The sequence below is a fragment of the Streptomyces sp. NPDC041122 genome (assembly GCF_055592445.1).
Genome location: NZ_JBVIYQ010000003.1, coordinates 310719 through 324766 on the forward strand (window position 1 = coordinate 310719; position 14048 = coordinate 324766).

The following is a 14048-nucleotide window of genomic DNA, read 5'->3' on the forward strand; positions in this document are numbered from 1 at the left end:
GGGCTCCTCGAACCGGTCCCGGTGGGGCTGATGGACGTAGATGCGTATATCTCCGAGCGGGCGCCCACCCGGACTGGCGGGGCCCCGGCCCGACTATTACTAAGCGGTAACTTATTGAGCTCGTATGAGCGTACCGCCCCACTCCTCGGCAGTGCACCCGCATACGCAGTGATCTGCGTCGCTGATGAGCCGGACCCGGCGGTCGACGCGCGGTGAACCGGTGCGGTCAGACGGGGTGCCCGGCGCTGATGTCGCTCACGTCGTGGAGCGAGAGCGGGGTGCGGTCCTCGGTCTCGGCGACGTACGCGGCGACCGGGTCGAGCACGAAGGCGACATGGTCCCCTCCGTCGAAACGGCCCTGGACACGCCCGGCGAACCAGGCGAGAGCGTCGTCGAGCACGGGCGTCCCGTCCGGCCCCTCGTGCCAGTCGAGACCGTCGAACTTGTCCGTCTCCGCGCTGCACAGCGAGCCGAAGCGGGCGGCGAGGTCGTGGCGGTCGCGGGGCAGCAGGTGGACCACGAGGGTGCGCGTCTTCAGCGCGAGGCGATACGTGTGGTTGGCCGTGGAGAGCCAGACGGCGAACCGCGAGGGCTGTACGGAGCACTGGCTCGCGAAGCCGACCAGACAGCCCGCGCGCTCTCCGTCCGCCGCGGCGGTGACCACGTACACGCCGGGGTCGGGGAGCCCGGTGAAGACCGCGATGTCCTCATCGACCGCAGCACCGCCCCGGTCCACGTCTCCGCCCCGGACCGCCCCTTCATCCCGGTCCACGTCGTCGTCCCGGTGCGCGTCGTCCGCCATGCCCTCGCCCTCCCGCGGAGAGTTGTCGCCCTCCCTTAACCGGCCGCCCGGTCACTGTTGTACCCAAGTGGCTCGTTTCACGTGAAACATCGCGGGCCGGGTCCATGGGACACCGCGGGCCCGCGCTCGAAACGCCGTGGGGCGGGAGCCCTCCCGGGCCTCCCGCCCCACGGCGTCATACGGCGTCGTCCGTTCCAGAACCGGGCCGCCGGGTCAGCTCTTCTTGTCCCGGTCCTTGCCCTCGGCCTCCGCCTCGGCCTGCTTGGCCTGGACCTCGGGGTCGAGCGCGGCCTGGCCGCTGCCGTCGACGGAGGTCAGCGGCGCGCTGTCCGGGACCTCCGTGGCGGCCGGCGGCTCGACGAGCCAGTCGGGGTTGGCCTGCTTGTCCCACCACTTCCAGGCGGCGACCGCACCACCGGTGAGGATGCCGAGAACGGCGAGGCCCTTGGCGAGGCGGCCCACCCGGGCCCGGCGCTCGTGCTTGCGGGCCAACCGCTGGATCTCCTTGGCCGAGACCTGACCGCGCAGCGCGGCGAGGGCCGCCGTGCCACGGGACGCGGCCTCCTCGCGGACCGGCTGCGCGGCGGCGACCGCCTGCTCGATACGGGGCTTGGAGTACTCGGCGGCCTGGCGGGCGGCCTTGCGCGTGCGGACCGCGGCTTCGTGCGCGGCGTGGTCGACCTTCGGCGGCACATGGGTGCGGGCCTGCTCGACGCGGGGGGCGACGTGGGCGCCGTACTGGACACGGGCCTGCTCAGCGGCCTGCGACACCTTGGGTGCGAGCCGCACGCGCGCCTCCTGGGCGTAGTGGCTGGCCCGGTCCTTGGCCGTGTCGGCGTAGGGCGCCACCGCGTCCGCGGCGTGACGCACGCTGTCCTTGGCCGAGCCGGTCGCGGCGCGCACGCTGTCGATGCGGGTCACGGGATCCTCCTCCTCGGTGGCGTATAGGTATGTCACCTTTCCACCCTTTCAGGGATCATGCCTTCCGGATCGCTCCGAAAGACATGCGAGGGCGGGCATCCGGGTCACGGAAACACTGACGCCGGTCTTTCTTGTATCCGTTCGCGCCGGACTTGAACACGTCGATTCCGAGGCTCTGTTCCGATCAATCCGATCGAATCGGTGCAGAAGAGCTCTTGGCCGACAATGCCACGGATCCCTGCGACGCGCGCCCAGTCGGTGGCTACTCGTCGCAATCCGGTCCGTGCGAGGATCGGGGAGTCACAGAAGACAACGGAAGGCAGATCGTGGCTGAGCAGCTTTACGCCACCCTGAAGACCAACCAGGGCGACATCGAGATCCGGCTTCTGCCGAATCACGCGCCCAAGACGGTCAAGAACTTCGTCGAGCTCGCCCGGGGCGAGCGCGAGTGGGTCCACCCCGCGACCGGTAAGAAGACCTCGGACCGGCTCTACGACGGCACGGTCTTCCACCGGGTGATCAGTGGCTTCATGATCCAGGGCGGCGACCCGCTGGGCAACGGCACGGGCGGCCCCGGCTACGAGTTCGCGGACGAGTTCCACCCCGACCTGGCCTTCGACAAGCCGTATCTGCTGGCGATGGCCAACGCGGGCCCGGGCACCAACGGCTCGCAGTTCTTCGTGACCGTGTCGCCGACCGCGTGGCTGACGCGCAAGCACACGATCTTCGGCGAGGTCACCGACGCGGCCAGCCAGAAGGTGGTGGACGCCATCGCGGCCGCCCAGACCAACCCGCGCACCGACCGCCCCGTGAACGACGTGGTCATCGAGTCCGTGGTCGTCGAGACCCGGGACGCCTGACCCGCGTATCCGCGAGGGAACCAATCCGCCCCGCCCGTCCGTAAGGAAGGGCGGGGCGGCGCGTTGTCAGGTGTGCCGCCACAGTGCGTCCGTACGGAGAATGAGGGAACCCATGGAGCAGGCGCCAGGCAGCCCGCAGGAGCCGCAGGGGGCGTCGGGTCTGCCCCGGTGCTACCGGCACCCGGACCGTGAGACCGGTATCACCTGCACCCGTTGCGAGCGCCCCATCTGCCCCGAGTGCATGATCAGCGCCTCGGTCGGCTTCCAGTGCCCCGACTGCGTCCGCGGCGGCTCGGGCACCGGGCACACCCGCGCGGCCACCCAGCCGCGCACGGTCGCGGGCGGCACCGTCGCGGCCGACCCCCGGCTGGTCACCAAGATCCTCGTGGGGGTCAACCTCGCGCTGTTCCTCGTGCAGCTGGGGGTCGGGGAGCGCTTCACCGAGCGCTTCGAGCTGCTGGGCCTCGCCTTCGTCCCGGGGTCCGGCTCGGTGGAGGGCATCGCCGAGGGGCAGTGGTACCGCCTGGTGACGGCGATGTTCCTGCACAGCGGCTATCTGCACATCGCCTTCAACATGCTCAGCCTGTGGTGGATCGGCGGCCCGCTCGAAGCCGCCCTCGGCCGCGTCCGCTACCTCGCGCTCTACGCCGCGTCCGGCCTCGCGGGCAGCGCCCTGACGTATCTCCTGGCGGAGCCGAACCAGCCCTCGCTCGGCGCGTCCGGCGCCATCTTCGGGCTGTTCGGCGCGACGGCGATCCTGATGCGGCGGCTGAACTACGACATGCGGCCGGTGATCGCGCTGCTGGCGATCAACTTGGTGATCACCTTCGGGTGGCCCGACATCGCCTGGCAGGCCCACGTCGGCGGTCTGGTCGGCGGCCTCATCGTCGGCTACGCGATGGTGCACGCGCCGCGCGAGCGACGGAGCCTCATCCAGTACGGCAGCTGTGCGCTGGTGCTGGTCGCGACGGTGGTCGTGGTCCTCGTACGGACCGCACAGCTCACCTGACGGATTGCGCACAACCGCACTTGACAGAGCGCCCGTATCACCGGCGGTACCCAGGTTGTCCACAGCGTGTGCCGGATCTTGTGCATGATGCGGGGAACACGCGTGCCCCTCGTCGCTGACCTGGGTTTCCCCAGGAAGGACAAGGGGCACGCGGCGAACAGAGATCCGGTGGGTCAGTCACACCGGCGTCAACCGGCCGAGGGTTATCCACAGATCTTCAGTCTTATCCCCAGGTGGGGATAGCGCTGTGGATAACTCAGGGCAAGGCTTGCGCGCGGCGCTTCCCTCACCTACGGGCGAGGGGCTACTTCCACTGCGTGGAGACGCCGAAGCCCGCCGCGATGAAGCCGAAGCCGACCACGATGTTCCAGTTGCCCAGGGGGTCGATCGGGAGCTTGCCGTCCGTGACGTAGAAGACGACGATCCAGGCGAGGCCGATGAGGAACATCGCCAGCATCACCGGAGCCACCCAGCTGCGATTGGTCAGCTTGATGTTCGTCGCCTTCTTGGCGGGCGGCGGCGTGTAGTCGTCGGCCTTCTTGCGGATACGTGACTTCGGCACGAGGGTCTCTCCTGTCGATGCGCTGCGTGGCCGCGCAGGTAACTGTGGGCAGGCGCCGGGCGGGGCACTACACGGAGCTGAACCCTCCCCCGGGCGTCCGTTAGCGTAGTGCTTCCGCGGCGCTGAAGGAGATAAGGGTACGTTGAGCAATTCTGCCGACTCCCACAAAGGTCCCGGTCGTCGCCCCCGATGGCGTCCGGTTCGGGTGCTTACGGGTGCTGTCTTCGCCCTGGCCGGGCTGATCTTCTTCACCAGTTTCAACACGGCCAAGGGCACCAACATCCGTACCGACGCCTCGCTCCTGAAACTCTCCGACCTCATTCAGGAGCGCAGCCACAAGAACGGCGAACTCGACGAGTCCAACGGCTCCCTGCGCGACGACGTCGAATCGCTCGCCCAGCGCGACAGCGGCGGCACCAAGGCCGACGAGGCCCGGCTCAAGGCCCTCGAGGAGAACGCCGGCACGAAGAAGCTCAGCGGCTCCGCGGTCTCGGTCACTCTCGCCGACGCCCCGCCCGACGCCACGGCCAAGCTCCCCGGCTACCCCGAGCCCCAGCCCAACGACCTGGTCATCCACCAGCAGGACCTGCAGGCCGTGGTCAACGCCCTCTGGCAGGGCGGCGCCAAGGGCATCAAGGTCATGGACCAGCGGCTGATCTCCACGAGCGCCGTGCGCTGCGTCGGCAACACCCTGATCCTCCAGGGCCGCGTCTACTCCCCGCCGTACAAGGTGACCGCGGTCGGCGACCCCGACAAGCTCAGGAACGCCCTCGCCGCCTCCCCGGAGATCCAGAACTACATGCTGTACGTCAACGCGTACGGCCTCGGCTGGAAAGTGGACGACGACGGGGCGGTGACTCTTCCCGGCTACTCGGGCACAGTGGATCTCCACTACGCGAAGCCCGTGGAGTAAGCCGCTGGGGGAGCCTATGTCGGTGCGAGTGATCGTCAGGACGTTCAGCGAACTGTGCATCACGGTCGGCACGTTGATCGTCCTCTTCGTGGCGTACGTCCTGTTCTGGACCGGCGTGAAGGCCGACCACGCCATGGACGGCCAGATCGACGAGCTGCAGGACCGGTGGGCGCGGGGCGCGGTCTCCACCGGTACGGACGGCTCCAGCGGTGCGGACGGCAAGGCGACCGGGGAGGATCCGGTCGACACCTCGCCGGAGAAGCCGGGCCCCTACAAGGACGGCAAGGCCTTCGCCGTCATGTACATCCCGCGGTTCGGTTTCACGTGGAACAAGCCCGTGCTCCAGGGCACCGGCACCGAAGTCCTCAAGAAGGGCCTCGGCCACTACGCCTCCACCGCCCGGCTCGGACAGAAGGGCAACTTCTCCGTGGCCGGCCACCGCCGCACCTACGGCGACCCCTTCAAGGACTTCCCGGAGCTGCGCCCCGGCGATCCCGTCGTGCTGACCGACGGCACGACCTGGTTCACGTACCGCATCGACAAGAAGCCCTACCGCACGCGTCCCGGCGACATCGGTGTCATCGATCCCGTGCCGCGCAGATCGGGCTATGACGGCCCCGGGCGTTACCTCACGCTGACGACCTGCGAACCGGAGTGGGGCCACAGCCACCGGCTGATCGCCTGGGCCCATCTGGATGCCACCCAGCCCGTGGAGGCTGGGAAACCGGAGGCACTGCGCCGTTAGTCTGGTGCCGTACGGCGAGGGAGGCCATGCCGTACGCGACGGAAGGGACGGCATGTACGGCTGGATCTGGCGGCATCTGCCGGGAAACGTATGGGTCAGGGCACTGATTTCGCTGGTGCTCGTCCTCGCGGTCGTCTATGTGCTGTTCCAGTACGTCTTCCCGTGGGCGGAGCCGCTGCTGCCCTTCAACGACGTCACCGTGGACGGACAGTGAGTACTCCGAGCGGCGCGCGCCGCAGCCGTGTCCTCGTCGTGGACAACTACGACAGCTTCGTCTTCAACCTCGTCCAGTACCTGTACCAGCTGGGCGCCGAGTGCGAGGTCGTGCGCAACGACGAGGTCGAGCTCCGGCACGCGCAGGACGGCTTCGACGGCGTGCTGCTCTCGCCGGGCCCCGGCACCCCGGAACAGGCGGGCGTCTGCGTGGAGATGGTGCGGCACTGCGCCGCCACCGGCGTGCCCGTCTTCGGCGTCTGCCTCGGCATGCAGTCCATGGCGGTGGCGTACGGCGGTGTGGTGGACCGCGCCCCGGAGCTGCTGCACGGCAAGACCTCGCTCGTCCGGCACGAGGGCAAGGGCGTCTTCGCGGGGCTGCCGTCGCCGTTCACCGCGACGCGCTACCACTCGCTGGCCGCCGAGCCGGCCACCGTCCCGGCCGACCTGGAGGTCACCGCGCGGACGGAGGACGGCATCATCATGGGCCTGCGCCACCGTGAACTTCCGGTCGAGGGCGTGCAGTTCCACCCCGAGTCGGTGCTGACCGAGCACGGCCATCTCATGCTCGCCAACTGGCTGGTGGAGTGCGGCGACACGGAGGCCGTCGGGCGATCGAGTGGGCTGGCCCCGGTGGTGGGCCGGGCCACGGCGTGACCGCCTTGCGCCCCGAGCGCGACTCCTCCGGAGACCCGTACGACGCGAACGACGCGAACGGCGCGTACGGGGACGCGGGTGCGTACGGGGACGAAGGCGCGTTCGAGGCGGCGGTCGACGATCTGGACGACCCGCTGACGGACCCTTTGCCGGGTCAGCGCCCCTCAGCGGAGCAGGACCCGCCCGCGGGGCAGCACCCCTCGCCGTGGTTCCGCAGCGGTCCCGCGGCCGAGCCGGAGCCGGAGCAACCGCAGCAGCCGGAGCAACCGGAGCAGCCGCGCCGGCCCGCCGAGCCGCCGGAGCAGGAGTGGTACGACCCCGAGGGGTACGCCCGCGACTGGTACGGCGTGCGGTCGCCGACGGACCCCGGGCCCCGGTCCGGGCCCTCGCAGGAACCCACGTACGAGCAGCTGTACGGCGCCTACGCCCCCGAGCCCGCGCAGCTGGCCCAGCCCGCCCAGCCCGCCCAGCCCGCCCAGCCCGCCCAGCCCGCCCAGCCCGCACAGCCGGTGCGGGACGACGAGACGGTGGGACTGCGGACGGCGGACACCCGTCGAATAGCCGGGCAGGAGACCGGCGCCGACCACCCCGCGGAGGGCGGCCGGGCAGCCCGCCGCAAGGCCGCGAAGAAGGGCGGAACCCGCTCGCCCGCCGACCGTGCCGACGCCCCCCGGACCGGGCCGGGCGCCGCCCCCCTCTCCCGCCTCGAGGCCCGACGCGCGGAGCGCGCCCGCAGGCCGTCGCCGGGCGCCGTGATCAGCCGGGGGCTCGGCGAGGTCTTCATCACCGTCGGCGTCCTGATGCTGCTGTTCGTCACGTACCAGCTGTGGTGGACCAACATCCGGGCCCACCAGCAGGCGGACGGCGCCGCCCACGACCTCCAGGAGAGCTGGGCCAAGGGCAAGGGCAAGCCGGGGGCCTTCGAGCCGGGGCAGGGCTTCGCGCTGCTGCACATCCCGCGCCTGGACGTCGTCGTGCCGGTCGCCGAGGGCATCGACAAACACCAGGTGCTCGACCGCGGCATGGTCGGCCACTACAGCGAGGGCCGCACCAAGACGCCGATGCCCGACGCCGAGCCGGGCAACTTCGCGGTCGCGGGGCACCGCAACACCCATGGTGAACCGTTCCGCTACATCAACCACCTGAAGCCGGGCGACCCGATCGTGGTGGAGACGCAGGACAAGTACTTCGTCTACAAGATGGCGAGCATCCTGCCGCAGACGTCCCCCGGCAACACGAGCGTGATCGGGCCCGTTCCGCCGGGTTCGGGGTTCACCAAACCGGGCCGGTACATCACACTGACCACCTGCACCCCGGAATTCACGAGTAAGTATCGAATGATCGTCTGGGGCAAGATGGTCGAGGAACGGCCGCGCAGCAAGGGAAAACCCAGCGCGCTCGTGAACTAGAACGGTGAGAACGGGGCACATCGAGTGGCAGCCACGACCGACGACGAGAAGCAGGCGGAGGCGCCCGCACCGTCCCCCGCACCGCGCGGCCGGGGCCGCGGCCGCATCGCCACCGCGGTCAGCGTCTTCGGTGAACTCCTCATCACCGCGGGGCTCGTGCTCGGTCTGTTCGTCGTCTACTCGCTGTGGTGGACGAACGTCGTGGCGGACCGCGAGGCGCACAAGCAGGGCGACCGGGTGCGCGACCACTGGGCGAGCGGCCCCGGCAGGATCGACACCAAGGACGGCATCGGCTTCCTGCACGTGCCGGCGATGGGCAACGGCGAGGTGCTCGTCAAGGCGGGCACCAGCAGCAAGGTCCTCAACGACGGCGTCGCCGGCTACTACAAGGCCCCGGTCAAGTCCGCGCTGCCCGAGGACAAGAAGGGCAACTTCGCGCTGGCCGCGCACCGCGACGGCCACGGCGCGAAGTTCCACAAGATCGACAAGATCGGGAAGGGCGACGCGATCGTCTTCGAGTCACGGGACACCTGGTACGTGTACAAGGTGTACGCGACCCTGCCCGAGACCTCGAAGTTCAACGTGAAGGTCCTCGACGACGTCCCGAAGGAGTCGGGCGTCAAGAAGCCGGGCCGCTACATCACGCTGACGACCTGCACCCCGGTCTACACCTCGCGCTACCGCTACGTGGTCTGGGGCGAGTTGGAGCGCACCGAGAAGGTCGACGCGAAGCGGACGCCGCCGGCGGAACTGAAGTAGCGCGCCCGGCACCCGGTAGCCGCCCGGCCACACGCAACGGATACACGAAGAAGCCCCGGTACCGCTGAGCGGTACCGGGGCTTCTTCATCGAGAGGCGCTGTCAGTCGTCGCCGTGACGGCCCCAGTCGCCGAGACCACCGACGAGGCCGTTGCCGCCGCCCTGGTCTCCGCCACCGTTGCCGCCGTTCCCGTTGCCGTTCCCGCCCATGGTCGACAGGTTGACCGCGGTGCCCGGCTTCGCCTTCTCACCCGCGTTGGGCTGCGACAGGACCACCAGCGCGTCGTCGTCCTGCGGGCCGGTGATGGAGCCGACGCTCAGTCCCGCGTCCTCGATGGCCTTGCGGGCGTCCTTCAGCTTCTGGCCGGTGAGGGGCGGGACGGTGGTCTCCTCGGCCTCCTTGGCGACCTGGACGGTGACCGTGGAACCGGGGTCGACCGACGATCCGGCGGACGGCGTGGTCTGGATGACCTTGCCCGCCTCGACCTCCTCGCTGGCGACGTCCTCGCGCTGCGCCACCAGGTCGTTGGCCTCGATCTGCTTCTTGGCCTCTTCCCAGGTCTTGCCCGCCACGCTGGGCACCGTGGACTGCGCCTTCTTCTTGGCCACGACCAGCGTGATCTTGCTGCCCTTCTGGACCTCGGTGCCGGAGGTCGGGTCCTGCTCCAGGACCGTGCCCGGGTCCTCGGTGGACTCACGGGACTTTGTGGTGACGTCGAACTGGTACTTGTCGCTTGTGAGCTTCTTGGTGGCGGACTCCTGGTCCAAGGAGATGACGCTCGGCACCGCGACCTTGGGTGCGCCGGTCGACACCGTCACCGTGACGGTGTCGCCCTTCTCGACCGTGGCGTCCGCCCCGGGATCCTGATCGCAGATCTGGCCCTTGGGGAACTTCTCACACGGCTTGCGCTCGCCGACCTCAAGCTTCAGACCGACGTTCTCGGCCGACTCCTCGGCGTCCTTGAGCGTCTCGCCCACGAAGTTCGGCGCCTTGGTGTCCTTGTCCCCGCCGTCACCGCTGAACGCGAACTTCCCGATGAGGATCGCCCCCACCAGGACCAGGACGCCCGCGAGAACGAGCAGCCACGTCGAGGTGTTGTTCTTCTTCTGGCGGCGTCCGCGGCCGTCGTCGTAACCCCCGTCGTCCGGGGTGACCGGCGGCATCATCGACGTCTGGCCCTGGCCGTGCTGCGGACGCAGCATCGCGGTCTGCTGGTCGGCGCCGTAGCCGTCGGCCCCGCCGTAGCCCACCGCGCCCATGGCGGCGGTCGCGGCGACCGGCTGGCCGTCCAGGCAGGCCTCGATGTCGGCGCGCATCTCGTCGGCCGACTGGTAGCGGTAGTCCGGGTCCTTGGTGAGGGCCTTCAGGACGATGGCGTCCATCTCCGGCGTGATCTCGCCGTCGAAGACGCTCGGCGCCTGCGGCTCCTCGCGTACGTGCTGGTAGGCCACCGCGACCGGGGAGTCGCCCACGAAGGGCGGCCGGACCGTGAGCAGCTCGTAGAGGAGACAGCCGGTGGAGTAGAGGTCGGAGCGGGCGTCGACCTGCTCGCCCTTGGCCTGCTCGGGCGAGAGGTACTGCGCCGTGCCGATCACCGCGGCGGTCTGCGTCATGGTCATGCCGGAGTCGCCCATGGCGCGGGCGATGCCGAAGTCCATCACCTTGACCTGGCCGTTGCGCGTCAGCATGACGTTCGCGGGCTTGATGTCGCGGTGCACGATGCCGCTGCGGTGCGAGTACTCCAGGGCCTGGAGGATGCCGATCGTCATCTCCATGGCCCGCTCGGGCAGCAGCTTGCGACCGGAGTGCAGGAGCTCGCGCAGCGTGGAGCCGTCGACGTACTCCATCACGATGTACGGGATGGAGACACCGTCGACGTAGTCCTCGCCGGTGTCGTAGACCGCGACGATCGCCGGGTGGTTGAGCGAGGCGGCCGACTGGGCCTCCCGGCGGAACCGGGCCTGGAAGGACGGGTCACGAGCGAGGTCCACCCGCAGCGTCTTCACCGCCACGGTGCGGCCGAGCCGGGTGTCGTGCGCGAGGTACACCTCGGCCATGCCACCACGGCCGAGCACCTGGCCCAGCTCGTACCGGCCGCCGAGGCGACGCGGCTCTTCCATAGCTAATCCAGCCCTCTCCGTCGGTCCCGACCGCACCGTTGTGCGGTCCGGCGGTGTGCTGTCCGGGCATACGGTACCCGGCTCCACTTACGTGACCCGGCCGCGACCGTCACCCGATACCGGACCGGTACCGCAACGTGCACCGATGTGGAGGGGCCGTGACGGGGGTCACTTCTTGCTGTCGATGACTGCCTTCATCACGTCCTTGGCGATCGGCGCCGCGAGACCGCCACCGGAGATGTCCTGGCGGCTGGCGTCGCTGTCCTCGACCACCACGGCCACGGCGACCGGCGACCCGGAGTCCGTCTTCGCGTACGAGATGAACCAGGCGTAGGGGTTCTTGCTGTTCGCCACGCCGTGCTGCGCCGTACCCGTCTTTCCGCCCACGGTGACGCCCGGGATCTTCGCCATGGTTCCGGTGCCCTTCTCGACCACCGTCTCCATCATTTCCTGGAGCTTCTGCGCGTTCTCCTTCGAGAGCGGCTCGCTCATCTCCTTGGGCGAGTGCTTCTCGATGGTGTCCAGGTTGCGCGCCTGCAGCTCGCTGACCATGTACGGCTCCATGAGCGTGCCGTCGTTGGCGACCGCGGAGGCGACCATGGCCATCTGCAGCGGCGTCGCGGCCGTCTCGAACTGGCCGATGGAGGACAGCGCGGTCTGCGGCTTGTCCATGTCCTCGGGGAAGTTGGAGGCGTTGGAGCGGACCGGCACGAACTGCTGCTCGTTGAAGCCGAACTTCTTCGCCGTCTCCAGCATCTTGTCCTTGCCGAGATCGGAGCCGATCTTGCCGAAGACGGTGTTGCAGGACCAGCGCAGCGCCTCACGCAGCGTGGCGTTCTTGCAGGGGATGTTCCCCTCGTTCGGCAGCGGCTGCGTCGTGTTCGGCATCGTCCAGGGGTCCGGCGAGTCCGTCTTGCTGTCGATGCCGTCGTACAGGCCGTGCTCAAGGGCGGCCGCCGCCGTGACCACCTTGAAGGTGGAGCCGGGCGGATAGGTCTCGCGCAGCGCGCGGTTGACCATCGGCTTGTCCTTGTCCTTGTCCAGGTGGAGGTACTTCTCCGCTTCCTCGTTCGTGTTGCCGGCGAAGTCGCCGGGGTCGTACGACGGGGTGGAGGCCAGGGCCAGGATCGCGCCCGTGGAGGGGTCGATCGCGGCGACGGCGCCCTTGCCGCGGCCCTTCAGGCCCTCGTACGCGGCCTTCTGCGCGGCGGAGTTGAGGGTCGTGACGACATTGCCGCCCTCCTTCTTCTCGCCGGTCAGCATGTCCAGGGTGCGGCGGAAGAAGAGCCGGTCGTCGTTGCCCGTCAGGATGCCGTCGTCGATGCTCTCCAGCTGGGTGGCGCCCATGCGCTGCGAGGAGTAGCCGGTGACGGGGGCCCACATGGGCCCGTCCTTCCAGGTGCGCTTGTACTTGAGGTCGTTGCCCGGCGTCGCCTTGGAGCCGGTGATCGGCTTGCCGTCGACGATGATGTCGCCGCGCGGCTGGGAGTAGCGCTCGATGGTGACGCGGCGGTTCTTGTCGTCCTTGGCCAGGGTGTCGGCCTGGACGTACTGGAGCCAGTTGTCCCGGGCGAGCAGGGCGAGGATGAGCAGCCCGCAGAAGATCGCGATCCGGCGCAGGGGCTTGTTCACGGTCGGACCACCTGCGTCATCTCGGCGTCTGGGTTCGGGGCGGGGGACGGGGCCGGGCGGCGCGCGGTGTCGCTGATCCTGATCAGGATGCCGATCAGCGCCCAGTTGGCGATGACGGAGGAACCGCCGTACGCCAGGAAGGGCATGGTCATACCGGTCAGCGGGATGAGACCCATGACGCCGCCGGCGACGACGAAGACCTGGATGGCGAAGGCGCCGGAGAGACCGATCGCGAGGAGCTTGCCGAACGGGTCGCGGGCGGCGAGCGCCGTGCGGACGCCGCGCTCGACGATCAGCCCGTAGATGAGCAGGATCGCCATGATGCCGGCGAGCCCGAGCTCCTCGCCGAAGGTGGCGAGGATGAAGTCGGAGTTGGCGGCGAACTTGATCAGGTCCGAGTGGCCCTGGCCGAGACCGGAGCCGAGGGTGCCGCCGGAGCCGAAGGCCCACAGGGCCTGCATCGCCTGTTCGGAGTGGAGGACACCGTCCTGGACGCCGGCCTGGCTGAGCTTGTACTCGCGCAACGGGTTGAGCCAGGCCTGCACACGCGTCTGGATGTGCGGCTCGAAGCTCGCCACGGCGACGGCGCCGACGGCGGACATCAGCAGACCGAAGACGATCCAGCTGGTGCGCTCCGTGGCGACGTACAGCATGACGACGAACATGCCGAAGAACAGCAGCGACGTACCGAGGTCGGTCTCGAAGACGAGGATGAGGATCGACATGGCCCAGACGACGATGATCGGCCCGAGGTCACGGCCACGCGGCAGGTACAGGCCCATGAAACGGCGGCTGGCCAGGGCGAGGGCGTCGCGCTTCACCATCAGGTACCCGGCGAAGAAGATCGCGATGACGATCTTCGCGAACTCCCCGGGCTGGATCGAGAATCCGCCGACGTGAATCCAGATCTTCGCGCCGAAGACGTTCATGCCGAGCCCCGGCACGAGTGGCAGGAGCAGCAGCACCAGGGACGCGACCATGGAGATGTAGGTGTAGCGCTGCAGGACGCGGTGGTCCTTGAGCAGCAGCAGCACGCCGACGAACAGGGCGATGCCGATCGCGGAGTACTTGAGCTGGTTCGGCGCCGCGGGGCTGAAGTTCGGCAGCTGCTGCAGGCGCTCGGACTGGTCGAGCCGCCAGATCAGCACCAGACCCAGGCCGTTCAGCAGGGTGGCGAGCGGCAGCAGGAGCGGGTCGGCGTAGGCCGCGAACTTGCGGACGACGAGGTGGCCCACCGCGGCGAGCAGGCCGAGGCCCGCGCCGTAGCCGAGCATGCCGGACGGCACCTCGCCGTCGATGGCCAGGCCCACGTTCATGTAGGCGAACAGCGGAATGACGACTGCGAACACAAGCAGCGCGAGCTCGGTGTTGCGCCGGCTCGGCGCACCGATCGCGCCGATCGTCGACGTGTGTGTAGTACTGCTCATGGCGTGCAAAGGCCCCCAA

The 14048-nt window shown here is 69.3% G+C and carries 14 protein-coding genes; 8 read left to right on the top strand and 6 right to left on the bottom strand.

Annotated elements, in window-relative coordinates; translation table 11 throughout:
• Positions 1-226: 226 nt before the first annotated feature.
• Both ACZ6B8_RS13720 and ACZ6B8_RS13725 read right to left on the bottom strand, forming a co-directional pair.
• A complete protein-coding gene (locus tag ACZ6B8_RS13720) occupies positions 227-802 on the bottom strand; it encodes a flavin reductase family protein (RefSeq protein WP_471607334.1) in 576 nt (191 codons plus the stop codon).
• 213 nt (positions 803-1015) lie between these two features.
• Positions 1016-1723, bottom strand: a complete 708-nt coding sequence (locus ACZ6B8_RS13725; RefSeq protein ID WP_471088588.1) for a DUF5324 family protein — start codon at positions 1721-1723, stop codon at positions 1016-1018.
• Positions 1724-2049: 326 nt separating this feature from the next.
• On the opposite strand from ACZ6B8_RS13725, the gene ACZ6B8_RS13730 reads away from it, so the two are divergent.
• Both ACZ6B8_RS13730 and ACZ6B8_RS13735 read left to right on the top strand, forming a co-directional pair.
• Positions 2050-2583: a peptidylprolyl isomerase gene (locus ACZ6B8_RS13730; protein ID WP_471088590.1), complete on the top strand. Its 534-nt coding sequence runs from the start codon at positions 2050-2052 to the stop codon at positions 2581-2583.
• Between the two features lie 112 nt (positions 2584-2695).
• The gene (locus tag ACZ6B8_RS13735; protein WP_471607335.1) at positions 2696-3592 is read left to right on the top strand and encodes a rhomboid family intramembrane serine protease; all 897 of its coding nucleotides are present in this window, start codon (positions 2696-2698) and stop codon (positions 3590-3592) included.
• Between the two features lie 304 nt (positions 3593-3896).
• Here ACZ6B8_RS13735 and crgA read toward each other — a convergent pair whose 3' ends face one another.
• Positions 3897-4154, bottom strand: a complete 258-nt coding sequence (gene crgA / locus ACZ6B8_RS13740; protein ID WP_055563960.1) for a cell division protein CrgA — start codon at positions 4152-4154, stop codon at positions 3897-3899.
• Positions 4155-4296: 142 nt separating this feature from the next.
• Between crgA and ACZ6B8_RS13745 the strand changes: the two genes are divergently transcribed.
• The 6 genes from ACZ6B8_RS13745 to ACZ6B8_RS13770 are packed head-to-tail and all read left to right on the top strand — an operon-like array spanning position 4297 to position 8850.
• Entirely contained in the window at positions 4297-5067 is a 771-nt protein-coding gene (locus ACZ6B8_RS13745) for a DUF881 domain-containing protein (RefSeq protein WP_471088594.1), read from the top strand.
• 16 nt (positions 5068-5083) lie between these two features.
• On the top strand, positions 5084-5812 hold the full coding sequence (locus ACZ6B8_RS13750) for a class E sortase (protein ID WP_471607336.1): 729 nt from the start codon (positions 5084-5086) through the stop codon (positions 5810-5812).
• A 52-nt stretch (positions 5813-5864) separates the two neighbouring features.
• Entirely contained in the window at positions 5865-6026 is a 162-nt protein-coding gene (locus ACZ6B8_RS13755) for a hypothetical protein (protein WP_471088598.1), read from the top strand.
• Positions 6023-6682 carry an aminodeoxychorismate/anthranilate synthase component II gene (locus ACZ6B8_RS13760; protein WP_471088600.1) on the top strand — a complete coding sequence of 220 codons (660 nt, stop codon included), beginning with the start codon at positions 6023-6025 and terminating at the stop codon, positions 6680-6682. Before ACZ6B8_RS13755 ends, ACZ6B8_RS13760 begins: the two co-directional genes overlap by 4 nt.
• Entirely contained in the window at positions 6679-8091 is a 1413-nt protein-coding gene (locus ACZ6B8_RS13765; RefSeq protein ID WP_471607337.1) for a class E sortase, read from the top strand. Before ACZ6B8_RS13760 ends, ACZ6B8_RS13765 begins: the two co-directional genes overlap by 4 nt.
• Positions 8092-8115: 24 nt before the next feature.
• Entirely contained in the window at positions 8116-8850 is a 735-nt protein-coding gene (locus ACZ6B8_RS13770; protein WP_471607338.1) for a class E sortase, read from the top strand.
• A gap of 101 nt (positions 8851-8951) precedes the next feature.
• Here ACZ6B8_RS13770 and pknB read toward each other — a convergent pair whose 3' ends face one another.
• The 3 genes from pknB to ACZ6B8_RS13785 form a co-directional block, all read right to left on the bottom strand.
• A complete protein-coding gene (gene pknB / locus ACZ6B8_RS13775; protein ID WP_471088606.1) occupies positions 8952-10970 on the bottom strand; it encodes a Stk1 family PASTA domain-containing Ser/Thr kinase in 2019 nt (672 codons plus the stop codon).
• Between the two features lie 168 nt (positions 10971-11138).
• The gene (locus ACZ6B8_RS13780; RefSeq protein WP_471088608.1) at positions 11139-12602 is read right to left on the bottom strand and encodes a peptidoglycan D,D-transpeptidase FtsI family protein; all 1464 of its coding nucleotides are present in this window, start codon (positions 12600-12602) and stop codon (positions 11139-11141) included.
• The gene (locus tag ACZ6B8_RS13785) at positions 12599-14029 is read right to left on the bottom strand and encodes an FtsW/RodA/SpoVE family cell cycle protein (RefSeq protein WP_471088610.1); all 1431 of its coding nucleotides are present in this window, start codon (positions 14027-14029) and stop codon (positions 12599-12601) included. The genes ACZ6B8_RS13780 and ACZ6B8_RS13785 overlap by 4 nt, the downstream gene beginning before the upstream one ends.
• Positions 14030-14048: the final 19 nt, after the last annotated feature.